The organism is Bradyrhizobium sp. AUGA SZCCT0177 (assembly GCF_018130125.1).
Classification (GTDB): domain Bacteria; phylum Pseudomonadota; class Alphaproteobacteria; order Rhizobiales; family Xanthobacteraceae; genus Bradyrhizobium.
Genome location: NZ_JAFCMA010000001.1, coordinates 296,011 through 319,915 on the forward strand (window position 1 = coordinate 296,011; position 23,905 = coordinate 319,915).

The 23,905-nt window shown below is 62.1% G+C and carries 27 protein-coding genes; 16 read left to right on the top strand and 11 right to left on the bottom strand.

The features are described 5' to 3' along the window. Positions 1-25 precede the first annotated feature (25 nt). Entirely contained in the window at positions 26-1,432 is a 1,407-nt protein-coding gene (locus JQ597_RS01505; protein ID WP_212262135.1) for an adenylate/guanylate cyclase domain-containing protein, read from the bottom strand. Positions 1,433-1,677: 245 nt separating this feature from the next. Here JQ597_RS01505 and JQ597_RS01510 point away from each other — a divergent pair, with 245 nt between their 5' ends. From JQ597_RS01510 to JQ597_RS01520, 3 genes are all read left to right on the top strand, one after another. Further along, positions 1,678-1,860, top strand: a complete 183-nt coding sequence (locus JQ597_RS01510) for a hypothetical protein (protein WP_212262138.1) — start codon at positions 1,678-1,680, stop codon at positions 1,858-1,860. A 405-nt stretch (positions 1,861-2,265) separates the two neighbouring features. Beyond that, a complete protein-coding gene (locus JQ597_RS01515; protein ID WP_212262141.1) occupies positions 2,266-2,499 on the top strand; it encodes a DUF6894 family protein in 234 nt (77 codons plus the stop codon). 8 nt (positions 2,500-2,507) lie between these two features. Next, positions 2,508-2,684, top strand: a complete 177-nt coding sequence (locus JQ597_RS01520; protein WP_212262144.1) for a hypothetical protein — start codon at positions 2,508-2,510, stop codon at positions 2,682-2,684. 9 nt (positions 2,685-2,693) lie between these two features. On the opposite strand, the gene JQ597_RS01525 is transcribed toward JQ597_RS01520, so the two are convergent. The 4 genes from JQ597_RS01525 to JQ597_RS01540 all read right to left on the bottom strand — a co-directional run bounded on the left by JQ597_RS01525 (position 2,694) and on the right by JQ597_RS01540 (position 4,639). Next, positions 2,694-3,284, bottom strand: coding sequence for an NADPH-dependent FMN reductase (locus tag JQ597_RS01525; protein ID WP_212262147.1), 591 nt, complete (start codon positions 3,282-3,284; stop codon positions 2,694-2,696). A 48-nt stretch (positions 3,285-3,332) separates the two neighbouring features. After that, complete coding sequence (locus JQ597_RS01530; RefSeq protein ID WP_212262149.1) at positions 3,333-3,473, bottom strand: hypothetical protein; 141 nt, start codon at positions 3,471-3,473, stop codon at positions 3,333-3,335. 70 nt (positions 3,474-3,543) lie between these two features. Beyond that, positions 3,544-3,729, bottom strand: coding sequence for a hypothetical protein (locus JQ597_RS01535; RefSeq protein ID WP_212262152.1), 186 nt, complete (start codon positions 3,727-3,729; stop codon positions 3,544-3,546). Positions 3,730-3,850: 121 nt separating this feature from the next. After that, positions 3,851-4,639 carry an SDR family NAD(P)-dependent oxidoreductase gene (locus tag JQ597_RS01540; RefSeq protein WP_212262154.1) on the bottom strand — a complete coding sequence of 263 codons (789 nt, stop codon included), beginning with the start codon at positions 4,637-4,639 and terminating at the stop codon, positions 3,851-3,853. A 203-nt stretch (positions 4,640-4,842) separates the two neighbouring features. On the opposite strand from JQ597_RS01540, the gene JQ597_RS01545 reads away from it, so the two are divergent. From JQ597_RS01545 to JQ597_RS01555, 3 genes are all read left to right on the top strand, one after another. Then, positions 4,843-6,447, top strand: coding sequence for an AMP-binding protein (locus JQ597_RS01545; RefSeq protein ID WP_212262157.1), 1,605 nt, complete (start codon positions 4,843-4,845; stop codon positions 6,445-6,447). Between the two features lie 95 nt (positions 6,448-6,542). Further along, complete coding sequence (locus JQ597_RS01550; protein ID WP_212262473.1) at positions 6,543-6,923, top strand: hypothetical protein; 381 nt, start codon at positions 6,543-6,545, stop codon at positions 6,921-6,923. 194 nt (positions 6,924-7,117) lie between these two features. Beyond that, positions 7,118-7,549: a hypothetical protein gene (locus JQ597_RS01555; protein ID WP_212262160.1), complete on the top strand. Its 432-nt coding sequence runs from the start codon at positions 7,118-7,120 to the stop codon at positions 7,547-7,549. Positions 7,550-7,561: 12 nt separating this feature from the next. Here the strand turns inward: JQ597_RS01555 and JQ597_RS01560 are convergent, their stop codons facing one another. Continuing rightward, positions 7,562-7,837 (bottom strand): metal-sensitive transcriptional regulator, encoded by a 276-nt coding sequence (locus JQ597_RS01560; protein ID WP_192739747.1) that lies wholly within the window; start codon positions 7,835-7,837, stop codon positions 7,562-7,564. Positions 7,838-7,887: 50 nt separating this feature from the next. On the opposite strand from JQ597_RS01560, the gene JQ597_RS01565 reads away from it, so the two are divergent. The 4 genes from JQ597_RS01565 (at position 7,888) to JQ597_RS01580 (ending at position 11,996) form a co-directional block, all read left to right on the top strand. Continuing rightward, positions 7,888-10,335, top strand: coding sequence for a heavy metal translocating P-type ATPase (locus tag JQ597_RS01565; RefSeq protein ID WP_212262163.1), 2,448 nt, complete (start codon positions 7,888-7,890; stop codon positions 10,333-10,335). 116 nt (positions 10,336-10,451) lie between these two features. Next, complete coding sequence (locus JQ597_RS01570) at positions 10,452-10,691, top strand: hypothetical protein (RefSeq protein ID WP_212262166.1); 240 nt, start codon at positions 10,452-10,454, stop codon at positions 10,689-10,691. A gap of 442 nt (positions 10,692-11,133) precedes the next feature. Continuing rightward, positions 11,134-11,574, top strand: a complete 441-nt coding sequence (locus JQ597_RS01575) for a lipocalin-like domain-containing protein (RefSeq protein ID WP_212262169.1) — start codon at positions 11,134-11,136, stop codon at positions 11,572-11,574. 221 nt (positions 11,575-11,795) lie between these two features. Next, a complete protein-coding gene (locus JQ597_RS01580) occupies positions 11,796-11,996 on the top strand; it encodes a hypothetical protein (RefSeq protein ID WP_212262172.1) in 201 nt (66 codons plus the stop codon). 358 nt (positions 11,997-12,354) lie between these two features. On the opposite strand, the gene JQ597_RS38425 is transcribed toward JQ597_RS01580, so the two are convergent. Beyond that, positions 12,355-12,834, bottom strand: coding sequence for a GFA family protein (locus JQ597_RS38425; RefSeq protein WP_212262175.1), 480 nt, complete (start codon positions 12,832-12,834; stop codon positions 12,355-12,357). Between the two features lie 221 nt (positions 12,835-13,055). After that, positions 13,056-14,618, bottom strand: coding sequence for a winged helix-turn-helix domain-containing protein (locus tag JQ597_RS01590; protein ID WP_212262177.1), 1,563 nt, complete (start codon positions 14,616-14,618; stop codon positions 13,056-13,058). A 138-nt stretch (positions 14,619-14,756) separates the two neighbouring features. Between JQ597_RS01590 and JQ597_RS01595 the strand changes: the two genes are divergently transcribed. The 3 genes from JQ597_RS01595 (at position 14,757) to JQ597_RS01605 (ending at position 16,215) form a co-directional block, all read left to right on the top strand. Next, positions 14,757-14,990, top strand: coding sequence for a DUF1127 domain-containing protein (locus JQ597_RS01595; RefSeq protein WP_212262180.1), 234 nt, complete (start codon positions 14,757-14,759; stop codon positions 14,988-14,990). Between the two features lie 461 nt (positions 14,991-15,451). Continuing rightward, positions 15,452-15,595, top strand: a complete 144-nt coding sequence (locus tag JQ597_RS01600; RefSeq protein WP_212262183.1) for a hypothetical protein — start codon at positions 15,452-15,454, stop codon at positions 15,593-15,595. After that, positions 15,595-16,215, top strand: coding sequence for a glutathione S-transferase family protein (locus JQ597_RS01605; protein ID WP_212262186.1), 621 nt, complete (start codon positions 15,595-15,597; stop codon positions 16,213-16,215). Before JQ597_RS01600 ends, JQ597_RS01605 begins: the two co-directional genes overlap by 1 nt. Before the next feature lie 140 nt (positions 16,216-16,355). Here the strand turns inward: JQ597_RS01605 and JQ597_RS01610 are convergent, their stop codons facing one another. Both JQ597_RS01610 and JQ597_RS01615 read right to left on the bottom strand, forming a co-directional pair. Beyond that, on the bottom strand, positions 16,356-17,357 hold the full coding sequence (locus JQ597_RS01610; protein WP_212262188.1) for an NAD(P)H-dependent flavin oxidoreductase: 1,002 nt from the start codon (positions 17,355-17,357) through the stop codon (positions 16,356-16,358). A gap of 204 nt (positions 17,358-17,561) precedes the next feature. Continuing rightward, entirely contained in the window at positions 17,562-17,975 is a 414-nt protein-coding gene (locus JQ597_RS01615; RefSeq protein WP_212038241.1) for a GFA family protein, read from the bottom strand. A gap of 103 nt (positions 17,976-18,078) precedes the next feature. On the opposite strand from JQ597_RS01615, the gene JQ597_RS01620 reads away from it, so the two are divergent. The 3 genes from JQ597_RS01620 (at position 18,079) to JQ597_RS01630 (ending at position 23,449) form a co-directional block, all read left to right on the top strand. Next, positions 18,079-18,978 carry a LysR family transcriptional regulator gene (locus JQ597_RS01620; protein WP_212262191.1) on the top strand — a complete coding sequence of 300 codons (900 nt, stop codon included), beginning with the start codon at positions 18,079-18,081 and terminating at the stop codon, positions 18,976-18,978. A gap of 1,615 nt (positions 18,979-20,593) precedes the next feature. Next, positions 20,594-22,675 carry a methyl-accepting chemotaxis protein gene (locus JQ597_RS01625; protein ID WP_212262194.1) on the top strand — a complete coding sequence of 694 codons (2,082 nt, stop codon included), beginning with the start codon at positions 20,594-20,596 and terminating at the stop codon, positions 22,673-22,675. Between the two features lie 126 nt (positions 22,676-22,801). Then, complete coding sequence (locus JQ597_RS01630) at positions 22,802-23,449, top strand: DapH/DapD/GlmU-related protein (RefSeq protein ID WP_212262197.1); 648 nt, start codon at positions 22,802-22,804, stop codon at positions 23,447-23,449. On the opposite strand, the gene JQ597_RS01635 is transcribed toward JQ597_RS01630, so the two are convergent. Beyond that, on the bottom strand, positions 23,446-23,829 hold the full coding sequence (locus JQ597_RS01635) for a cupin (protein ID WP_212262200.1): 384 nt from the start codon (positions 23,827-23,829) through the stop codon (positions 23,446-23,448). The genes JQ597_RS01630 and JQ597_RS01635 overlap by 4 nt on opposite strands. Between the last annotated feature and the right edge of the window lie 76 nt (positions 23,830-23,905).

The window sequence follows — 23,905 nt, forward strand, 5'->3', positions numbered from 1 at the left end:
TTCGTCTCCGTGTTGCCAATCCTAATCAGGATATCTCGTAGACCGACACCTTGTCCGCAATCCCGCTCAACGCCACGCTTCTGGGTGTTGGCTTGAGCCCCTTGGTCTCAAGCAAAGACCGGGCTTTCGCGTTCTCCACCACCTGCTCCGTCACCACGATCGAGCGTGACGCCGCAAGGCCCTGGACCCGCGAGGCGATGTTCACCGTCTGGCCGAAATAGTCCTGCTGGGCATTGAGCGTTACCGCGAGGCACGACCCTTCATGGATACCCATCTTCAAGCTCAGGCTCTGATGCTGCCGCTCGGCGCCAAGGTCGCTCATCGCCTCGCGCATGCGGATCGCCGCGGCAATGGCGCGGTCCGGCGTCTCGAAGGTCGCCATCACGGCATCGCCAATGGTCTTGACGACGGCGCCCCGTTCGGACGCGATGATCTCCTGCAACAGCCTGAAATGCTCGTTGACGAGATCGAAGGCCGTGAGGTCGCCAACGCGTTCATAGAGTTCAGTGGAGCCCCGGAGGTCGCTGAACAAGAACGTCAGGCTCAGAATCTTGAGCCTCTGGCCGATCGCGAGCGTATCGGTCCGATAGATGTCGCGAAAAGTCTGGTTGGTGAGGAGGCGCGTTGCCGTGAGCACGGGCTTGCGTCGCGTCAGGATGGCGTCCAGCGCCGCGTTCGCCACCCATACCGCCGGCAACACGCGGCCGTCGGTACGGTTTTCCAGCGCCAGCCGCAGCGGCCCGGGGCGCAAGGCGACGGTATCGACGGGAACCTGGACCTTGTTGAACATCACGGACAGATTTTGGCGCTCGCCGGTCTCCTCGCCCTTGACCTCGATGAACTGGGCCGCGTGCGTCACGGGATCGAACACGATCAACGTGCCTTCCGGCGCCTGCAGCGAAAGGATGGCCCTTTCGCCCGGCGGCAAGTCGACCATTTCAAGCGTGACCTCCCCCAGCAGCTTCTCGACGTCGCCGGGAAGATCGATCGCCGAACTCCAGAATATCTGGTGATAATATTCGGCCGCCGACAATTCGTCAGGACTATGGGCCGCGATCTTGCGCACACGCGGGCTCACCGTGAAGGTCACCTCGACCAGATTGTCGAGCGTCGTCTCATAGCCCGCGGCGCAGAACGCGCAATTGTACTGCGCGCTATTGAGCGTCTTCAGGCTCTTATTGGCGGAAAGCACCCCGGCACAACTCGGGCACATCACGTTCCATGTCATCTCGAACATGCCGAGCCCGACCGCATTCAAAAGTGTTGCGATGACCCGCTCCTCGTCGAGGCCCTCTTTGGTTGCGATCTCCAATGCGTTCATTTTGTTCAGGGCATGGTCCGGCGCGTCCCGCACCATGCGCTCGAACATGTCCACGATGGTTTCGTCGGCCGACTGGCGCAGGGCGGCAAACAAGGTATCGGTTTCGCTCATGCGCCGATGCTACCTGAAAGAAGGCGACGCGAACACCCGCTAAGCGATCCCCTTGCATACACAACTAAGCGACTTGTCCGCCGAAAGTAACCCAACCAGCGACCTGCCTCGGTGAAGCTCAACGAGGGGGAAGCAAAAGCCGGATTCCGCCAGAACGTGATCCGGATCACGGCCGGGTCCGCGCCGCCAGGCCAACCTATGCACGCGGATGCAATCCACTTACGGCCAACCCACAGGAGACCGCCATGACGCACGATCGTGATACTAAGGCGCAGGAGCTTACCGCCGAGCAGCTCGAACGCGTGGCGGGCGGGTTCTTGATCCAGGAGATGATGGCCAACCTGAAGCTGATGGGCGAGATCCTCTCCAACGTCAGCAAGACGCGCTCCGAGATCAGCATGACGTTTGCGCGCAATTCGCGGGCGTAAGTCATCGCCTGCTCCTCCGCTATGCCTCCGTCATCCCTGCGTGAGCGAATCCCTGGAGGGGATCAGCAATCACGCTTGCTTGAAGCTCGAACCGGAAGTCGATCACGTGCCACAAAGAGAAAAGGCCGGCGGGCGTTACGCCACCGGCCTCTCTTGCAACTGCCGGCTCGAATCCGGTTCCGCTGCGATCCCATGGCGGAAATCCTGCGCGAGTTTGGTTAATCGAACGTTAACAGAATCAGAGTGATGTGAATCACGGAACCGCACGATTCGTCCAGGTAGGTTTGCTGTCACGTTGCGGGACATGCCCGTAATTCCCCGTCGGGATTCTACCGGAATATCCAGCGGAATCCGCCGCTGTTACTTTGAGACACAGATTCGATTCGCTTGGTGAAGGAGACCGACATGGCCCAGGTCTATTTCCACTGCTCCAGCTCCCGCGAAGTTCGCGTCGATCAGTTCGGCGCTGTCGTGAGCAACCTCGCCGAGGCGCGCGACCGCGCCGCCTGCGTGGTGCGATCGCTGATCATGGAAGAAAGCGCGGAAGACTGGCGCGACTGGGTCGTGCATGTCAGCGACGATTTCGACGACGAGATCTTCGAGCTCTCCTTCTCGTCCGTTCTCGGCAAGCCGAACTGAGCATTGTCATGAGCACCGCGCAAATCACCAGGCCGCTGTTCCACCGCCTCGACCGAATCGTCACGGGGTGGTATCGCCTGATTGACCGCGCGTTCGACAGCTACCGGCCCGAGCGGCATTACATGCGCGGCCGGGGGCCGAAATGGTACGCCAAGCATGGCGCGGCAGCCGCTGCTGCGATCTGACTTAGCGGCTCAATACGGAGGCGCCTTCTTCGCCCGCTGCGCCTTTGCCGCTTCCACCCACCACGCCAGATCATCCGCAAAGCGGGGGAACGCCCGCTCCAGCGCCTTGCCGGCCTCGCCGGTCGGCTTGCCGTCGTCTGAGAGGGTTTGCGCGATCGGCCCGACCCCGATCGTGGAAGAGATCACCACCATGCCCATCTCGGAGAGCGTGCCGTGCCAGGCGGTAGCGGCGCGGGCACCGGAGAGACGGCCGGCCGAATAGCTGACGATGGCGGCCGGGCGCCAGAACCACTCCTCGAGAAAATGGTCGGTGAGGTTCTTGAGGCCGGGCTGCATGCCCCAATTGTATTCGCCGGTGATGAAGACAAAGCCATCGGCACCGCGGATCTTTCCGGCGAGCTCTTCGAGCACCGCCGGCGCCTGGCCTTTCGGATGCTCCTTGTACATCCGGTCCAGCATTGGCAGGCCGACCGCCTTGGCGTCGATCAGCTCGACATCGTCGCCGCGGCCGCGCAAGCCTTCGACGATGAACTGAGCGAGACGGATGCCCATGCGGTCAGAGCGATAGGAGCCGTAGAGGACCAGAATGCGATGGGTCATTGTGGCGGCAGGCTAACACGGCCGCCGGGGGTTCGCTATCGGGCTGGCTCAGCTCAACCAGGTATCGCCCGTGCGATCCAGACGATGCTCATTCCTGGGCATCGACAGGCCGCGATAGAAGCCGATCATGCCCCAGACGAAGACGCCGAGTATCAGCGTCACGCCGATGTATTGAGCTATGTTTTCCATGCCCTTTGGTCGCGGTGGATGGAAAAGGGTTCACTGCCGTCATCCTCCGGGACCGAACGCCGGGACACCGTCAGCTCTGATGCGGTCCTCGCATCATCTTCATGGCGTCCTCGATATGGCGCCACTCGCTGGCCTCGTCGGCCTCGCCCTTCCGCTCGCAGGCAACCGCATTCTGCGCAGCCTGGGCAATCGCCGCCGGGCCATGCTTCTCGAGCATCTGCCGCGCGATGGTGTGGATTTGCATCTCGGATGTCATGTCGCGCTCCCTGAGGTTGGCGCCGCAGGAACCGGTTCCCCTGTAGGGCTGCGGCCTGTTGTGAGAACCGCCGAACCGGCCCGCTCGTTCCACGCCGGGCACTCCTCATCCGGGTTCCGCCTCACATTTCTCCGAGCTCCGGCGGCTCAAACCAGTTGGTCAGCGACAAGCCGCCATCGATTGTGATCGCCGAGCCCGTCACATAGGCCGACACCCGGTTCGAGAGCACCGCCAGCGCCAGCGGCGCGAGGTCGCTGGCTTCCCCGAGACGGCCGAGCGGAATGTGTTTTGCCAGCGACGGATCGGCAACAAAACCGCCGGCGGCAATCGCGCCGGGCACCAGCGCGTTGACGCGGATGCCGTAGCGGCCGAACGTTTTTGCGAGCTCCTTCACCAGCATCGCCATCCCGGCCTTTGCGGTCGAATAATGCGGCAGATTGCGCGGCGTGCCTGAATGCAGCGAGGTCAGCAGCAGGAACGAGCCGGGCTGTTTCGCCGCGATCAGCCCCCGCGCCAGTTCGCGCGAAAGGTGAAAGCCGGCCTCGAGATTGACCGCATGCATCTGCGCCCAGGTCTCAGTGCTGACGGCCATGGCATGATCCGCCTCGCGCCGCGGCGGCGAGGCGCTGTGCACGAAATGGGTCACCCGCCCGACGGCGGATTGCGCGTCCTTCAGCAGCGTTTCTCGCGCGGCGGCGCTGGCGAGATCGCCGACCCACGGCACGGCCAGTTCCGGCCGTGGCAAAGCCTTGATCGCAGCCGCGACCCGCTCCTTGCTGATATCAGCGAATACGGTCCGCACGCCCTCGCCGACCAGCGCCTGCGCGATGGCCCGGCCGATGCCGTTGCCGGCGCCGGTCACCAGCGCCGCCTCGCGTGCGGGGTCGAATGGATTGCCGAGCAGGCTCATGGCGTTCTCCCAGACGGTATCGCGGTCAAGCATAAGTCGGCGCACCGGTCTGCGCCAATACGCCCAGCGAAACGAACCGTATCAACCGGAAAGAACCACAATTTCTTTCGGAACCCGGCTGCAAAACACAAGCGGCGGATGCCATAGTCCGGTCAATTGCCGCAAATCGGCATCATACCGGCAAAGACCCCATGGGAGAGACAATGGCCTTGAAGGAATCTCACGTCGCGGGTGTTTCCACCACCGTCCGCGACGTCACGCTCGGCCAGTTGCTGGAGCAGGCCGCGCAGTCAGCGCCGGACCGGCTCGCGCTGATTGCGGGTGTCCCCGATCCCGCGGCGCGCCGGCAATGGACTTATGCGGAGCTTCACACCGAGGCGCAGCGCACGGCGCGCGCCCTGCTCCGCCGCTTCAAGCCGGGCGAGCGGGTCGCCGTCTGGGCGTATAATCTGCCGGAATGGGTGATGATGGAGTTCGGCGCTGCGATGGCCGGGATGGTGCTGGTCACCGTCAATCCGGGTTTTCGGGCCAACGAGGTCGAATATGTACTGAAGCAGTCCCGCGCGGCCGGCGTCTTCGTGGTGCCGGCGTTCCGCGGCAATCCGATGCTGGAAACGGTGCGGGAGGTCGCGCCGCGCTGCCCGGAATTGCGCGAGATCATCTCGTTTGACGACTGGGCTACCTTCATCGCCGCCGGCGACGACCACAGTATCGCGCTGCCGGACGTCAAGCCGACCGATCCGGTCATGATCCAGTACACGTCAGGCACCACCGGATTCCCAAAGGGCGCGCTGCTGCATCACCGCGGGCTTGCCAATAACGGCGCCGATACCGCCGTGCAGATGGGGGTCGAGCCCGGCGACGTATTCGTCACCACGATGCCGCTCTTCCACACCGGCGGATGCGTCTGCTGCGTGCTCGGCGCGGTGTCGCGCGCGGCAACCCAGGTGCTGATCGAAGCGTTCGAGCCTGGCCTCGTGCTGGAAATGTTTGCGACCTATCGCGGCAACGCCATGGTCGGCGTTCCCACCATGCTGGTGGCGATGCTGGAACATCCCTCCTTCGCCACGACAGACCTGTCGTCGGTCAAGGCAATCTGCTCGGGCGGTTCGACCGTGCCGGCCGCACTGGTGACGCGGTTCGAAAAAGAACTCGGCGCACCCTTCACCATCGTGTTCGGCCAGACCGAATGCTCGCCGGTGGCGGCGATGACCAAGACGTCAGACACCATCGAGGACAAGGCCGGCACCATCGGCCTGCCGCTGCCGAACATGGAGAACAAGATCGTCAATCCCGACACCGGCCAGACCATGCCGATCGGCGAGATCGGCGAGTTCTGCACGCGCGGCTACCACGTCATGCTCGGCTATTTCGAAATGCCGGACGCCACGGCCGCTTCCATCGACGCCGATGGCTGGCTGCACACCGGCGACCTCTGCGCGATGGACGCCCGCGGCTACTGCACCGTCGAGGGCCGGCTCAAGGACATGATCATCCGCGGCGGCGAGAACATCTATCCGCGCGAACTCGAGGAACTGCTGTTCCGCCATCCCAAGATCAGCGAGATCGCCGTGGTCGGACTGCCGCACGAAAAATGGGGCGAGGAAGTCGCCGCCTTCATCCGCCCGGCGCAGGGTGCCGTGATCGACAAGGAGGAACTGTCGGCCTACATGCGGGCCTCGCTGGCCCCGCACAAGACGCCAAAACACTGGTTCGTGGTCGAGGCGTTTCCACTGACGGGCTCCGGCAAGATCCAGAAGTTCAAGTTGCGCGAGATCTGGGCAAAGGGCGAGTTGACGGCGCTTTGATGCGCCAGATGCTTTCCGAAGGTTGTGCCGGGCTGCCGTCGGCGCTAGCCTCCCCAAAACCGGAAAAGCCTAAGGAAAGTGCCAGGGAGGTCATGATGCGCGGTGCTGCGTTGCTAGTTGGTTTGGTTCTCGTTGCGACGACGGCGCATGCCGGCCCTCGCTCGGAATATGTGACGATGGTGTTGCAGGCGTTCGCGGCCAAGGTGGAATGCCCCGGCACGGATGTCGTGTATCAGGATCTGGTGCAGAAGGCCCAGGAGATGCAGCAGCCGGATGGCACCACCGAGCAAGTCCGAAAGGCCATTGCATACGTGCATACCGGCGGAAAAATGGGTGAGCGCCCCGATGACCTGCTCTTGCAGGAGGTCGCCATCGCGACGAGGACGACGGACCTCGACCAGAGGCGTGTCGGCATGACGACCTGGTGCCAGACCCAGAAGGGCAGGCTTGCAGGCTTCATCCGCGCCAAGAACTAGCGCCCGTTTTGCACGACGGTGGCGCGGCCCGATTCACCGAACTGGCTGGCGCAGGACGCTTATCCGTAGCCGCCGCTTACGCGGATCCGTCGGCGCGTATCACTTCTCCTTGTAGACGTCTTTCAACTTGTAGACGTCTTTCAACCGGCACCAAAACGGCCTAACCTCCCTGCTCACAGTCTGCGGGAGCCAGCATGCGAACCCGCGTCAGAAAGACCGCACACGTACTGGAGCGCCTTGGCCTTGCGATGGCCGGCGCTGCAAGCGGATTGTTTGTGGCTGCACTCGTCGGCACCAGCATCGCGCGGTTCACGTCCCAGGCTTTCCTGCTTTTGATGATGCTCGGCGGCGCAGTCGGATTCTATCTGGGCATCGACACCCCGCAACGTCCCTTCTACAACAATGGCAAGCCGTCGGACGGGCGTTGGGATGGCAAGATCGACGCGCCGGAATTGCTCAGCGCGGTCGGCACGTTCCTCGCCGCGGGCGCCGCCTTTGCCTCCGTGTGCGTGATCGTGCTCCGTCACGATCCGTACCTCGCCTGGACCTGGATGATCATGATCGGCTGGGTCTTGGGAATCACCATGCAGACCGTTGCCGGCGCGATTGCACGTCGCCGACAGTGACGCGATCGCGTCTTATCGGTCAGAACGGCCGATGACCGCCATCAACTCCGATATCTTCTGGCGCTGATCCGTCTTGTCACCGCTCGCAATCGCGTGTTCGACACAATGCGAGACATGATCCTTCAACACTTCTTCTTCGACGCGCCGGAGCGCGGCGCGCACCGCCGATATCTGCGTCACGATATCGATGCAGTAGCGGTCCTCGTCCACCATCCGGGACAGGCCGCGGACCTGGCCCTCGATGCGGCTCAGACGTTTTTGACAGGATGCCTTGATGTCTTTTCTCATGCGGCCTATATACCCCTATAGGGTATGGGTTGCAAGGGACTGCATTCGCGATGAGCCACCACGACAAGAACCCGGCAAGCAAGACCCCGGACACCAAGGCCAATCCGGACGGCGCAACTTCCAAATCGTGTTGCGGTGGCCACGATCATCACGCCCACACAGATGACGGGCACCACAGCCATCATGATCACCACGCCGCTGCCAAGGTGCTCGACCCCGTCTGCGGAATGACGGTCGATCCCGCGACCAGCAAACATCGCTTCGACCACCAGGAGAAGACGTTTCACTTTTGCTCGGCGGGCTGCAAAGCGAAATTCGCCGCCGATCCAAGGAAGTATCTGGAGAAAACTGCTGGGAAGGCCGACGTCCCCCAAGCCACCGACGACGGCACGATCTACACCTGCCCGATGCATCCCGAGATCCGGAAGGTCGGGCCCGGAAGTTGCCCGATCTGCGGCATGGCGCTGGAGCCGGAGGTTGCGAGCCTCGATACGCCGCCCAACCCCGAACTCGCCGACATGACGCGGCGCTTCTGGATCGGCCTCGTGCTGTCGGTGCCACCGATTGTGCTCGAGATGGGTGGGCATCTGGTCGGTGGTCACGGCCTCGTCGACCCGGCGCTGTCAAACTGGATTCAACTCGCGTTCGCGACGCCTGTCGTCATTTGGGCCGGCTGGCCCTTCTTCGTGCGCGGCTGGCAATCGCTGCTGACACGCAATCTCAACATGTTCACGCTGATCGCTGTTGGCACCGGGGTCGCGTATCTCTACAGCCTGATCGGCACCATCGCCCCGCAAATTTTCCCGGCCACCTTCCGCGGCCATGGCGGCGCGGTCGCGGTCTATTTCGAGTCTGCTGCCGTCATCACCGTGCTTGTCCTGCTCGGTCAGGTGCTGGAGCTGCGCGCCCGAGAAGCGACCTCGGGCGCCATCAAGGCCCTGCTGCAACTGGCGCCGAAGACCGCGCGCCGCCTCGGTGCAGACGGCGCCGACCATGAAGTCGACATCGACAGCCTCGCGGTCGGCGACATGTTGCGCGTCCGCCCCGGCGAAAAAGTACCGGTCGACGGCGTCATTCTCGAAGGCCGCTCCTCGCTCGATGAGTCGCTGGTAACGGGCGAATCCATGCCGGTTACCAAGGAGGCCGGAGCCAAGGCGATCGCCGGCACGCTGAACCAGTCCGGCGGGTTCGTGATGCGCGCGGAGAAAGTCGGCCGCGACACGCTGCTGTCCCAGATCGTCAAGATGGTGGCGGATGCGCAGCGCTCGCGCGCACCGATCCAGCGGCTCGCCGATCAGGTTGCGGGCTGGTTTGTGCCCACGGTCATTGCCGTGGCACTGATCGCCTTCGGCGTCTGGTCATATTTCGGGCCGGAGCCGCGCATGGCGTTTGGCCTCGTCGCCGCCGTGAGCGTACTCATCATCGCCTGCCCCTGCGCGCTCGGCCTTGCGACGCCGATGTCGATCATGGTCGGGGTCGGGCGCGGCGCGCAGGCCGGCGTCCTGATCAAGAACGCCGAGGCCCTGGAGCGCATGGAAAAGGTCGACACGCTGGTGGTCGACAAGACGGGCACACTGACCGAAGGCAAGCCGAAGGTTACAGCAATCGTGGCGACCTCAGGATTCGACGAGAACGAAATCCTGCGGCTCGCCGCCAGCGTCGAGCTTGCCAGCGAGCATCCGCTCGCCGACGCCATCGTGCGATCCGCAAGGGAACGTCGACTGGAACTCGGCAAGGTCGAGGCGTTCGACTCGCCGACCGGCAAAGGTGCGACCGGCAAGGTCGACGGCAAATCGGTTCTGCTCGGCAATTCGAAGTTCGTGAATTCGCTTGGCGTCGATCCCCATTCGCTGGATTCCGATGCCGAGCGCATGCGCGCCGATGGCGCCACCGTCATCAATATCGCGGTGGACGGCAAACTTGCCGGATTGTTCGCCATCGCCGATCCCGTCAAGGCTTCAACACAAGCGGCGTTGAGCGCGCTGGCGGAAGAAGGCATCAAGGTCATCATGCTGACCGGCGATAACAGAACCACCGCGCAAGCCGTCGCACGGCAACTCGGCATATCAGACGTCGAGGCCGAAGTGCTTCCGGATCAGAAGAGCGCCGTGGTCGCCAGGCTGCAGAAGGCGGGGCGGATCGTCGCCATGGCCGGCGATGGCGTCAACGACGCCCCGGCGTTGGCGGCAGCCGAAGTCGGTATCGCCATGGGAACCGGCACCGATGTGGCGATGGAAAGTGCCGGCATCACGCTCTTGAAGGGCGACCTTGGCGGCATCGTCCGCGCACGAAAACTGTCGCAGGCCACCATGCGCAACATCAGGCAGAACCTGTTCTTCGCCTTCATCTACAACGCCGCCGGCATCCCGATTGCCGCGGGTATCCTCTATCCCGGTTTCGGCATCCTGCTGTCGCCGATCATTGCCGCTGCGGCCATGGCGCTGTCGTCGGTCAGCGTCGTCGGCAATGCCCTGCGGTTGCGCGTCACGCGGCTGTGAACGAGCGCGCACGATTTGGAGATCATTAATCAAACTATCGTGCGCGCAACGCCTGTCCAAAAAATTCCACAATGTCCGCTACGAAAGGAACTCTGTTTTCAAAAAGGGGAATTTCCATGCGGTTAGGACACGCGATCTTTGTGGCGACGACAGCCGCCCTGCTCGCGGCGGCAGTACCCGGACTTGCCAAAAATGCCGACACGCCGAAGACGAGCGAGCAGCCGGCGTCATCGTCCTGCCATTCCTACCAGCAGACATCAGATGGATCGTGGACCGAACTGCCCTGCCAGGAACTCGGCGCACCCGCCCCATCGCGCAAATCCTCGCCGCGTAAGACTGACGAAGAGGACCACTGAAGCGCGAAGTCTTGCCCCATCCGTCGATTGTTCCTTAGCCCTGCGCTAGCGGCGCGCTGTACGGCGCTCCTAATCAATCCTCGCGCCTGTCGCTTATCTTCTGGAAAGCACGGTTGACCTATGCGTGCTGCCGGTGCGGGCGCGGTGTCCTGTAGCCCTGCGCTGGCGGCGCGATGTACGCCTTCCTGTGCCTTCGGCTGCGGTCCCGGTCGCCCGCCGGTGTCGCCCATCTCCCGGCTTGTTGGGTGCCAGGGTTGCCAGTGCCGCCGCTAGGCGCCGATCCTGCAAGACGCGACGCTGCGATGAATGGGAAACTGGTCTGGCCACCAGCTTTTGTTGTACCGTGGCTGGACCAACTTTAGGGGGTCTCATGAACAGGCATTGCGTATTTGGCCTCTGTGCAATCGCGTTGGTCACAATTCCTGCTTTCCCAGGCAGCAGCGTGGCGCAAGGAAAGTCACTCAAGGATCAACTCGTCGGCACGTGGATTTACGTATCCAGCACAGGTAAGCGCGAGGATGGCAGCGCCGTGCCGCGGCCAAGCGCCCAAGGCGCGGTGACCTACACGCCAGACGGCCGCTTCCACTTCATTACGGTGCGCACCGAGGTGCCGAAGTATGCGTCGGGCGATCCAGCACGACCGTCCCCCGAGGAAGCCATGGCCGTCGCGTCGGGCGTGGTTGCCTACACCGGGACTTACACGGTGGACGAAAGCACGAAGACGGCTCACCTCAACATCGAGACGAGTTCGGTTCCGAATTTCGTCGGAGCGCCCAATCAGCGCCGGATCGTCACGTCGATTACCGACGAGGAACTGAAGCTCACGAACCCGCGCACACCCGCAGGTGTGACACTGGAGTTGGTATTCAAACGGGCGAAGTGACCAGCTTGCCATGCCATCGTCCGCGTCGAGATGACGTGATGCCGTCCGCAATCGGTCGCCGTCCGCGCCGTGATACTGGCGTTGTCGTCGCCGGTCGTGATGACGCGATGCGCGCGAGCGCTGGCTATGTGATCTCCGTCACATCGCGACAAAAGCGGTGTCGCTAAATGTGGCCGCACCAGCCCGGATGATCGCGCTGGTTAAATCAAAGGGGAACTGTGATGACCGAAGCAATCAATGTGAGCGACGTTCTGAATGCGCAGGAACTCGATGCGGTGTCTGGCGGCTTTATGCGGCTCCCCTTGGTGGCGGTCAAAGTGCTGGAAATCACAGGCGGAGGAACGGGCGGTGGTGGGGGTGGTCAGAACGATCCGGCCCAAATGTTTCAACAGATTATGCAGCAACTGACCCAACAGGGGTAAGCGCACCGGGTGCAGGCCGACGCGGCGTGATGACTGTCGGCGCGGGACCGTCGAAGGATGGCGACCTGCGCAGTCGGCGGCAAGGTACTGTGAAGGCCGAAAATCCGATGCGGGGACCGCGCGACGGCCCGGTGCGAGCGTATTTGCAATCGCGCATTCCCGGTTTTAGTTTCTGTACGATCCGTCCATAATAGACGGCGCGCGCCGATGGACCACAAGCAGCCTCAAACTGCGAATGCTTGATGGCTGCTTCCGCCCCGTGAGCGGACATTGCCAGTGAGACCAGTCATGTCCGGAAAGTGCCAACAGCGGTCATTCGGCTACATTGCCGGGAATGCCGAGCTTGACCGCGTGCAGTTCACCAGACCTTCCGCGCGAGTGGCTTTTGAGGACTGCCTTGTTCGTCCATCATATTGGCGCTGAAGCAGTCAACATCCTCGGGAAGGAGAGTCCATGCCGCGGCGCTGCGCGTGAAGATGTGCGAGTCAGGTTTTACCCAAGATGGATCATCGTAAACGCCGGCGTAAATGATCTGAAGAGTGGGAAACCGCTCCAGGGTTACGCCGAGGCGAGTGCCGCAAGTTGGGCAGAAGTTGTAGTGTAGCAGTCGTCCGTGATCTGGCGAGCGATACGTGTACGTGCTGGAAGGGACACCTTCGAAGCCTACGGCCTTTCGAAGAAAAATCAGTTCGACAGTGAATGCGCTACCGGAGGTACGTTGGCAGAGCGGGCAATGACAAACCGTGACCTTTATCGGCGCTCCCACGGTCCGAAATCGTACTGCGCCGCACAAGCATCCGCCCTCGTGAAGCTCTTCGCTCTTGCCGCTATCATTCATTGTTCGCCCCCGGCTTCTCAACCCGAAGGTAGGCCAACTGCAGGCGTCACCACAACCTCATCGAATGTCCGTGTTGGGTCAAAGTGAGAAGCCCGGACGTTCAACCGGCAGGTCGGCTTCGCCTTCAAGAACGGACATCGTCGATGTGGCCCATCAGGTCCGAAAAGTGCCCCAAAGCCGACGTAGGGCAGTAAAGCACTGAAGTCGGCCTGAAGCGCTCATCACCCTTCCGGCACGCCAGCGAGGCGCCAGCCTTCACACAAGCGCTGCAGCCCGGCAAGGTAAATTGGATTGTCGCTTTGTTGAGCTGCGAGCAAGCGACGAATGGTGAAACCTGAGTTGAGCGCAAGTCCCGTTCTCGCAGCAGTTCGCGCCTCATCGAGCGCGCCGGTCAAGGCCAAGGCAGCGGCGAGCGATATATGAGCGAGATGAAAGTTACGGTTCGCCTCGGTGCTTCGTCGCAGCCAACTGACGGCTTCGAAGTCTGAACCAAGCAGCAGCTTGGCCACGCCCGCAAAACACGCCCACTGGTAGGCGAAAACGTCGCGAGGAGAGAGCCGTAAAGCTTCGAGTATATGGCCTTCGGTCTCCGTAGCGCGACCTATGTAGGATTTTGCGAAACCAAGGGCAGCATGAGCGTGGACCAAATTCGGAGCCAGCGCCAACGCATGTTCGAACTCACGGATGCCTTGGGCGGCCCGGTTCGTAAAGGTCTGGACCCAACCCCGAGCCATGTGGGCTGAGGCACTGTTCGGCCTAATCGACAATACCTTGTTCACCATCGCCTCGGCCGCCGCAAGCCGCGTGGGCCCATCATCCGTCGTAAAGCTACCTCCCACTACCGTATCAACATTTGCCAGACCAATCATTGCTTCGACGTTGCCGGGATCGAACTCCAGCGAGCGTTCGAAGAAGCCCCGCGCTTGCGTCACGCATTCAAGGCTAATCCCCTTCATCAACCAGGCCCGGCCCTGGAAGCACAAGTCCATCGCATCGGGATGCAGCGTACGCTCGGCTCGTCGCGCCTCAGCCTCGATGAGCTGGGCACCTAATGTACCGGCGAGCCTCGACACGATTTCGTCCTGCATATCGAACAGGTCGACGACAGGCTTCTCGAAGCGCTCGGCCCAAAGATGCTGGCCGCTCCTGGCATCGATCAGCTGAACATTCATCCGAAGTCGCTTGCCGCTGCGTTGCACTGAGCCTTCGAGCACGTAGCGAACATTCAATTCGCGGCCGACTTGGCGGACATCGACAGCTCTGCCCTTGTATGAGACGGCGCTGTTCTGTGCCATTACAAATGAACCACCGATGCGCGACAGGTCCGTGGTCAGACTCTCGGTTATACCGTCCGCGAAATAGTCCTGCTCACGATCACCGCTCAGGTTCGCGAAGGGTAGCACGACGATGGACAGGCGCGGCGGCGCTTCGCCGGTTCGCTCAATTAGGCCAATCGTCTCATTTGCGGGCCTCCGGTCTTCCTTCACTGCGCCAACGAAGCGGAAACCTTTGCGCGGCAATGTTTTGATCAAGAGCTGTTTCTCGCCCGTGTCGCCGATTGCGCTCCGGGCGGCGTTCAGGCGAGTCGTTAGCGCGGCATCCGAGACGATGCGACCCTTCCAAACGGCGCTGACGAGGTCGTCTTTGCTGACGACGCGCTCCCTGTTCCGGATCAGGTATTCAATCAGGTCGAATACTTGGGGTGTGACAACGACCTCTTCCCTTGCGCGCCGCAGTTCGCGCCTGTCGGTATCCAATGCGTACTCCTCAAAAAGAAAACGCAAGCTGCATTCCCTCTCGCGGCCACCTCTGAAACCCCAAGAATAAGCTGTCGGTAAGGGAAATGTAAGCCAACTGTTAAGCGCGCCAGGGGATGTGCCGGCAATCTCGCTTGGCAGAAATAGACCAACCTGGACACTCCAATGAGCACCATCCACGGAAACAGTGAGTTTGGACCAGCAACGGCGAGGCGGCAGCCTTACAGTCCCCTCGAGGCATATTGGAATGCATTTCGTGAGTGGCGCAAACGCGAGAGGCTGCGTGCTGCGCTGGACGATCTGAGCGACAGAGAGTTGATGGATATCGGGATTGCACGGGGCGAACTCGACTACGTCGCCCGATCGGCGCTCTCAGCCGATCCGCGTTTCACATTATAGCTGCCCTAGTTTGGCCGGACGGGGCGATGCTGCCTTAGATCTGCCGGGGAAAGTCGATGAAGTCGGCTTTTGGCCCTTTTCGGAAGTGACGCGCGAGACTGACGAAGTCGGCTCATCGGTGTAGAGCGGACATCGCGATTGCGTGCGTCGAGGTCCAAAAATGGCCGATATTGTTGAAAAAGTCGTTTTGGGGTGACGAACGAAAATTCCTAGCGCCGCTGATGCGCCTTACAGGACCATATCGCTTCGTCCAAAATCGATCACGTGCTTCCGTAGTGGCGCTGGCAAACGATGCAGCAGCAGAGATGCCTTGAGGTCAACTTTCGCGAGATTTTTCGGGTCGCTCGATTTTCGACTTTTTCAACAATATCTGCCAGAAGCAGACATGTACGCGCGCCACGTCGGCCGCGTCATTGCCCTGTCGGTTGAGCCCTTGTACAAACCGAGTGGGAGGAGTTTTGTTGGCTCGTGAGCAGCGCCGATTGGCGGCAATCGTTACAGCCGATGTGGTCGGCTATTCGCACGCCGCCTATGAGCAGATCTACTATTCGTCGCTGATGCCGCGCACCTATCTCTGCGCGCGGCTGCTGGAGAGGGTCGACTGATGGCCACGCTCTATCACGTGCCCACCTCGCGCTCGCTCCGCGTGCTGTGGACGCTGGAGGAGATCGGCGCCACGGTCGAAGTGAAGTCTCTGGGTGTTCGGCCGCGGCTGCAGGAGCCCGAGTATCTCGCGATCAATCCGGCCGGCACGCTGCCCGCCCTAATCGACGGCGACCGGGCGATCTACGAATCGCTGGCGATCTGCGAATACCTGGCGGCCCGGCATGGTTCCGACCTAGTCGTGGCGCCGGACGAGCCGGAGCGGCCGGAGTTCGTGCAATGGCTGTTGTACGGCGAGGCGACTCTGCAGGCGCCGCTCTCCGCGATCGCGCGCGTCCGCCGCATCCGGAACAAGACGCCGGAGATGCAGACCGGCATCGATGCCGTGCTGGCTGATGCACGCCACTCGCTCTCGATGCGGGCAAAGCTACTCGAGCAGCGGCTGGAGGGTCGTGACTTCCTGGTGGCGGGGCGGATGACGCTTGCTGACATTTCGGTTGGCTATCCGCTCAACACCATGGGAAAGCCCGAATTCGCCTCGCTGCTCGGTCCCCGCGCCACGGCCTATCGTGAGCGCCTGCTTGCGCGGCCAGCGTTCCAGCGCGCCGCGGCCGTTCCCTAGCGTGGGCGGGGCCCGGAATTTAAAAGGAGGCCTTTACGCCGACTTGAGTAGAGAGGTCCGCTTCCGATGTTAAAGGCGGACTCCGGTCGCGTGCCTTATCATGTCTCAGAAGTGCCAGGAACAGACATATGCCTTGACGATCAGTTTCTCAGCTGCCGAGCTAATCCAAACAAGATAGCTTGAGCTTCGCCAGCAATCTCGCGCACGATCTCTGCTGCGGGTTGTCGCTTGTGAACAAGGGCAGCACTCTGGCCAGCCCAGAGCGACAACGCATCTATATCCCCCTCGGCATCAGTACCGGGCGTGTACGATCGATAGCGCACAATCGGCCCGCGTGATTTCGAAGTAGCCACCACATCACCCTCACCCGGGCGCTTGCCCGTTGCCGGACGTCCGGCGGCTTCCCACGCAGCGACAGTACTATTGCGCAATACACGATGAGGTGCGTTAGGCCAGCCGATGTCGAACAGTTCTTCGAGATAAACGGTATCGTCTTCGGTGGCCTGCAAAATTCGCTCGCGATAGCGCGGATGAATGGCGACCTCATTGCTCGCAAGAAAACGGGTCCCGATCCATGCCCCCGAAGCGCCAAGTGCCAGGGCAGCGGCAAGCCCGCGGCCGTCGGCAATACCCCCCGCTGCAAAGACGGGAACCGGTCCGACCGCATCGACCACTGCGGGAATGAGTGGCATCGTTGCGACCTTACCACGCACATGACCCCCGGCTTCCCATCCTTGTGCGACAACGGCGTCAACCCCGCTCCCTACCGCGTGCCGCGCTTCTGCAGCCGTGCTGACGGTGTGGAGCACTGTGGCACCACCAGACTTTGCGCGGGCCACAAGGTCTGAAGGATCGCGCCAGAAGAAGGAGATAACCGGCACGCCCTCCTCCAAACAGGCGTCAAGGCGCTCTTCTTGCGGAAACTCCAGGTTCAGATTGACGGCGAACGGCTTAGTCGTGAGAGCGCGCGTTTCGCGGACCAGCTGACGCAATCTCGGTACGTCCGCCCCCCACAGCGCAAGTGTACCGAGGCCGCCAGCGTTGCTAACGGCAGCAGCGAGGGCGGGGCCGACTGCCCCACCCATGGGCGCTTGAATTATTGGAACTTCGATGCCAAGCCGTTCACAACCTGCCGTAATCATTAGGTCACTCCATCAGCAAAATGCGCATTCTGGACCAAACGTAGGGCAATACTGCCCGAGTTAACGTGCTCGGCACGTTCGAAAAATGCCATTAGCGACCAAAGCGCACGCGCAGATACTCTAGCCGATGGCGCGGGATGGCAGACGACGATGAAGACGAGTTGATCGGTTTCGCTGGTTCGATGGGGGAAATTGCTTTCCTGCTCAGCCCGGGTTCGCGGGTACTTCGGTGGCGCCCTCGGGAATACCGACCCAAGGCAGTTTTTCGGCGCACCAGATATGCAGGTTGGGTGCGAGCCAGTTCGAGTCGTCGAGCGTGCCGGCCTTGACGAACACGATGGCGCCGTATGCCGCGCCGTGGCTGTAGACGTGGGAGCCGCAATCGCCACAGAAGAACCGGTAGAACGCCTTGCCGCTCGCGCCGCTATGATCCTCGTAGCGGCGCGGACTGCCGCTTTCGATGCGGAGCGTGTCCTGCGGCACCGCGACGTTCATCGAGAAAGCGGAGCCCGAGTTCTTGCGGCAGGTCTCGCAATGGCAGACCACCTGCATCAGCGGCTCGGCGTCAGAACGGTAGCGTACGGCACCGCAGAGGCACCCTCCCTCGATCGTCGGCATCGCATCTCTCCCTGCTCTTCACTCCCGAGCGCAAATCCGTGCAACAAGACTACCAAGCGGCCTGACATTGCTCAAATCGCAATATTATGGTTCTAATATTGCCATGGCCAATATCAGGAAAGTTGACCTCAACCTGCTCGTCGTGCTCGACGCACTGCTCGAAGAAGGAAATGTTACGCGAGCAGCCGCGCGGCTAGGTTACACCCAGCCGACGGTCAGCGGCATGTTGATGCGTCTCCGCGACTTGTTTGGCGATCCCCTGTTCGTACGCACCCAGCGCGGCCTGCTGGCGACCCCGCGGGCACAGGCGCTGGCCGTTCCATTGAAACAGTTGCTCGATGACAGCCGGCATCTCGTCGCACGCAATGCATTCGATCCGGTCCATGCCGAGGTCACCTTCAGGGTCTCGAGCAACGACTATATGCAGCACGCCGTTCTCACCCCGTTCGTAAAGGCGCTCAGAAGCGAGGCGAGACAGATCCGGCTGGCCATCGTGCCACCGATTATCGAGGGCCTCGGCGACGCCCTCGCACGCGGACAGATCGACCTGGCGATCACTGCGGCTCAGTTTGCGATGTCCGATCTGCCGTCACGGCTGCTTTATCGCGACCGCTATGTCGTCGCGGTTCGCCGTCAGCATCCGCTCGCGGGCAATGCGGCCATGACGGTCGAGCGCTTATGCGATTACGATCACGTTGTGGTGTCGCCAACGGGCGGATCGTTCGAGGGCGATCAGGCGTTTGCGCGGCTTCAGCAACGGCGCAAGGTCCGCTATTCCCTGTCAACCTTCCTGCTCATTCCGGAGATATTGCAGACGGACGATCTTGTGGCACTCGTTCCATCTCGCCTGCTGGGTCAGAACAACAAGCGGCTGTTCGTGCGCGAGCTTCCTTTCCAGGTCCCCGGTTTCGAAGTGATTGCCGTTTGGCATCCGCGCAACGACAGGGATAAAGCCCATCGCTGGCTGCGCAGTCGATTGGCTGCGGTTGCAAAATTCCCGTGATCGAAATGGGCTCGGATGAGCTTTCCTCGTTGTTCCGAAAATCAACCCAAACGGCACGCGAGTCCGCTTTGGGTCATTTTCTGACCTCCGCGCGGTCAGACCGATGTCAGCTTTTGCTGTGACAGCAAACATTAACGGGGGACCTCCATCGGTTGTCCGGGTCCTGTGGAGGGCGCGACTTTGCGCCGGGACCGCGCGACTGCGACGTTTGAGGATATTTGCCCTCGCGCAATCCCGGCTTAATTTTGTGCCGCTCGGTACACGAGGTGGCGCGTCAATGAAACAGTGTACCTTAGGACAATGTCCTTTGATCCAATTGTGGAGAGCTTCAGTCTAATTCACGTTCGGTCCGGGCGTTTCGCGGCACTGGCTTGGGAAGAGATTATGTCTTCTGGCGCTTCAATCTATAGCTACGGCAGCAAGCCACCAATCACGACCGAAAATCTCTCCTGCGAAGGCTCAGGAAAAATTGCGAACGTAGCGCCGTCTCAACCAAACAGTGAGCCTCAACTTGCGATGGATCGGCTCTTACGCGAATACCTCGCACGCAAATCGCCAGGGGAGTTAAAGGCGCGCGGGTGAACCAAGACGTTCCGTGGCCTCACTTGCCCCGCTGCTTGAGCGCCCACAGCCGATAGGCTTCGTCCTCGTTGCGGGTCCGGCTCTATCGGCGGCGGGAACAGCTTCGCGCCTTCCACACGGAAATGATCGCGACCGCGGCCCGGCTTTTTCCCGGCTTGTGTGTGCTGATCGTTGGCCCAGTCGGGGATCGTCGGCGCGAACGACTGACGAAGACGACCGCTGAAGCGCGAAGTCTTGACCCATCCGTCGATTGCAACGGTCACGCGGTGCCGCGTGATCCCGGGGAGCACATGCGGGGTTCGATAGGGACAGGCCGCGACAAATTAGCGCGACGGGCAAATCAATTCTGATTTACGGAAATAATGTCAAGCACAAAGATTCTGTAAATCAAAAATATTTCCCTTTCCTTCCACCCCAAATCACCGGCACATCAATAGCCATCCCGTCCCACTCAGAGGGGCGTTGGCCATCGTCACGACGAGGGGCGGGTCGCGGTGGACGCCGAGGTTGCGATTGACGGTCGCGGCTGAAGCGTACGGCGAAAGCGTGTGGTCCTGGCGCCCGTAACGGCGTCAAGTCTTTCGGGAGCTAACGCTTCCGAGGGACGACGGTGGCAATAGAGACCGTCTCACCGGGGAGAGCGCGCCATAAGCCGTAAAGCCATTGCGCAGGGAATGTCGGATGCTCTCCGCTGCCCTGTATGCTCGTGTGCACCATCTTGTTGCACAATCGCACACGAGACCGCGGGTGCAGCGCGCATCCGGCATTCCCTGCGCCCTCTAATTTTTCTGGGGGGCGGCGAGATTTGAACAACCCGGGCGAAATGAGCCGCGGGAATGCGCAAGTGTGTTTTCCCGCCGCGCGATGCCGGAACCGCTGCTCTTAAACGCGCTGGTTGCAGGCGTCAGGTAGTTCGCGCTGCGGATCGGCCACGACGGCTGGTGGATCGGCCAACTGCCCGCACCGTAACCCAAGATTAAGGCGCACCACTTAGGATGGAGGTCACCATACCATCGTGAATGGCCCAAATCCCATGAAAATCGGTACCCTCCTGACCGCCGCTATCGTCTCGCTTTCCGCCGTGGGCGGTGGCCTCGCCGTCTATGTGGCCGTCACGAAATACCAGACCATGGACAAGGTGTCCGTCGCCCAGAGCCGGCTCGAAGTGGTGCGGGCCGTCGGCGACATCCCGCGCTACATGAACCCCGAACGCGGCTTCTCCACCAACATCCTGTATGGGCCGGCGGTGGTGGAGCCGAAGATGCTCACCGACCTCGACAAGTACCGCAAGGATACCAACGGCGCGCTGGCGAAGATGAACGCAATCCGCAAGGCGCTGCCCGGCTCGCTCGACGATGGCGCGTTGGTCGGCAGCGGCATCGATGCGCTGAACGCGAAGTTCAATGCCTTGCGCGAATCCATCGACAAGGCGATCGCCGGCCCCGCCGATGCCCGCAAGGACGCCGCCAGAAAGATCGTCGCCGATAACGCAGCCTTCAACGCCGCCATCACCGCGTTGCTCGAAGAACAGGTCCGCCGCATGGCGCTGCTCGACGGCGACGCTTACCGCCAGGCGACCTACGCCAACATCACCTGGGCGCTGCGCGATGTCGGCGGCTACAACGCCAGCCTGCACAAGAACCTGGTCGGCGCCAACCGCGTCGCGACCGACGCCGAGAAAATGGAACTGAGCCGCGCGCAAGGCCGCGCCGACCAGATCCTGATGTCGCTGCAGGATTTGCGCGGCAATCCCGCAACGCCAGCCAATGTGGCAGCCGCCCTCGGCAAGATGAACGAGGCCTATGTCGATCGGTTCGGCAAGGAGCTGAAGCTCGTCAAGGACGGCGCGATCAGCGGCAAATACGAGCACGACGTCGACGTGTTCTTCGCGGAATCGCAGAAGGGCCTCGGCGCGGTCATCACGCTGCGCGACGCGTTCTACGACAATGCCGAGGAGGTCCTGGGCGCCGCCTACTCCTCGGCGCGCCTCAGCTTCATCATCGCGCTCGCAGGCCTGATCGCCGTTATCGGCGCCAGCGCCGGCCTGATCCTGATGGTTTATCGCCGCGTCTGCAAACCGATCGTCGAGCTTACCGCCACCATGACGCGTCTTGCCAGCGGCAACGTTTCCGACGAAATCTCGGGCGCCGAGCGCGGCGACGAGATCGGCGCGATGGCGGCTGCCGTGCGCGTCTTCAAGGACAATATGATCGAGGCCGAACGCCTGTCAGCGGAAAAGGCCGCCGAGAACGACGTCAAGATGCGGCGCGTCCAGGTGCTCGACGAACTCACCCGCGGGTTTGAAGCCAAGGTGACCGAACTCGTCGGCGGGCTGTCCGCGGCGTCATCGGTGATGGAGGACACCGCGCAGTCGATGTCCTCGACCGCGGAAGCCACCAACCGTCAGGCCGGTATTGTGGCGGCCGCCTCCGAGCAGACCTCGAGCAACGTCCAGACCGTTGCGAGCGCCACGGAAGAACTCACCTCCTCGATTTCGGAGATCGGCCGCCAGGTCGCACAGTCCACCGAGATCGCGGCCCGTGCCGTCGACAACGCGCGCCGCACCGGCGACACCGCCCGTTCGCTGGCTGAGGGCGCGCAGAAGATCGGCGACGTCGTGACGCTGATCCAGAGCATCGCGGCCCAAACCAACCTGCTCGCCCTCAACGCCACCATCGAGGCCGCGCGCGCCGGCGATGCCGGACGCGGCTTTGCGGTCGTCGCTTCCGAGGTCAAATCGCTGGCCGGCCAGACCGCGAAGGCGACCACCGAGATCTCCGAACAGATCGCCGCCATTCAGGCCGCGAGCGACGAGACGGTGACGGCCATCCAGAACGTCGCCAATGTCATCGCCGAGATCGACCAGATCGGCATTGCGATTGCGTCCGCCATCGAGGAACAGGGTTCGGCCACGCAGGAGATTTCCCGCAGCGTCCAGGAAGCCGCGCGCGGCACCCAGGAAGTCAACGCCAACATCTCGGGCGTGCAACGGGCGGCCGACGAGACCGGTTCAGCCGCCACCCAGGTGCTGGGCGCTGCCGAGCAATTGTCGTCGCAGTCCAAGGACCTCGCCGGCCAGGTCAACCGCTTCCTCAGCGAGGTTCGCACCGCCTGAGTCAGGCGGGGATCGTTGCAGCCAGCGCATGCTGGCCAGTCCGAACCTTTGCGCGCGGCCGCCTGCCTGGTGTGATAGATGAATCTCGCGGCAGCAGGGCCGCTTGATTCAGGACGAGCAGTCGACATGCACCAACCGGCACCGCCGCGCCCAAAACTTGCCGAAACCTTCGTTGAACCATCCGTCAAATTGCGCGAAGTAACCATCGGTGTTTGCTGCGAAATTCTCGGCGACACCGCCATCGAATACACCGACCTCGGCGATTACTCCTATCTCGGCCCGGGCTGCATGGTCGCGGATGCAGAGATCGGGAAATTTTGTGCAATCGCGGCACAAGTGCGCATCGGGGCGCCGAACCATCCTCTCGACCGCCCGTCACAGCACCGCTTCACCTATTGCCCCGAATATTACACGGCGGATGCGCAGCGCGACCACGGCTTCTTCCGGCAGCGCCGCGCCGATCGCGTCGTCATCGGGAACGATGTCTGGATCGGTCACGCCGTCATTGTGATGCCGGGCGTAACGGTGGGCGATGGCGCCGTGCTGGCCGCGGGCGCCGTCGTCACCCGCGACGTGGCACCCTACACCATCGTGGGCGGTATTCCGGCCAAACAGATCCGAGAGCGTTTCAACCGCGAAATCGCCGTGCAGCTCTCGCGGATTGCGTGGTGGAATTGGCCGGCGGAAACCATCTTTCATCGCCTGCCGGAATTTCAATCCGGCGACGTCGAGGCATTCTGCGCGCGGTGGGGTCAATCTGCGGGTACCGCCTAGTAGAAAAACGATGTTTCAAGCAGCAAACAGCCTTCCGGACCTGCCTTGAAGGGGCCGTGTTTGGCATGCGGAGGGCGGCAGGCGAAAGCCGGAGCGTGGAACGCCTCAAAACGATGTGGCGGCTCCTGCGAGGCCACAAGGAGCGTTCCTTGGACAACCACGACCTCCTCGTAAAACTCGTGCACGCGCACAGCGTCGATCTCGGCATTCGGCGCCCAGCGAGCGAGGCGATTGAGATGCCCCTTGCCGGCAGCTTCATCGAGCGATCCAGCCAGCGTCTTCGCTTCGATACCCGGTGCGATCGTTTCCCAACCCGAGGAAAGATCTATGTTGAAGAACTCTCGGTGCTCCTTACCGGTCCTTGGGTCGCGCTGATCCATGATGCTGTCCTGTGTTGCTGGTCTAGTCGTCGAACCCGACATAGCGCACGAAGTCGCCATTCGGTGAGCGATCAGT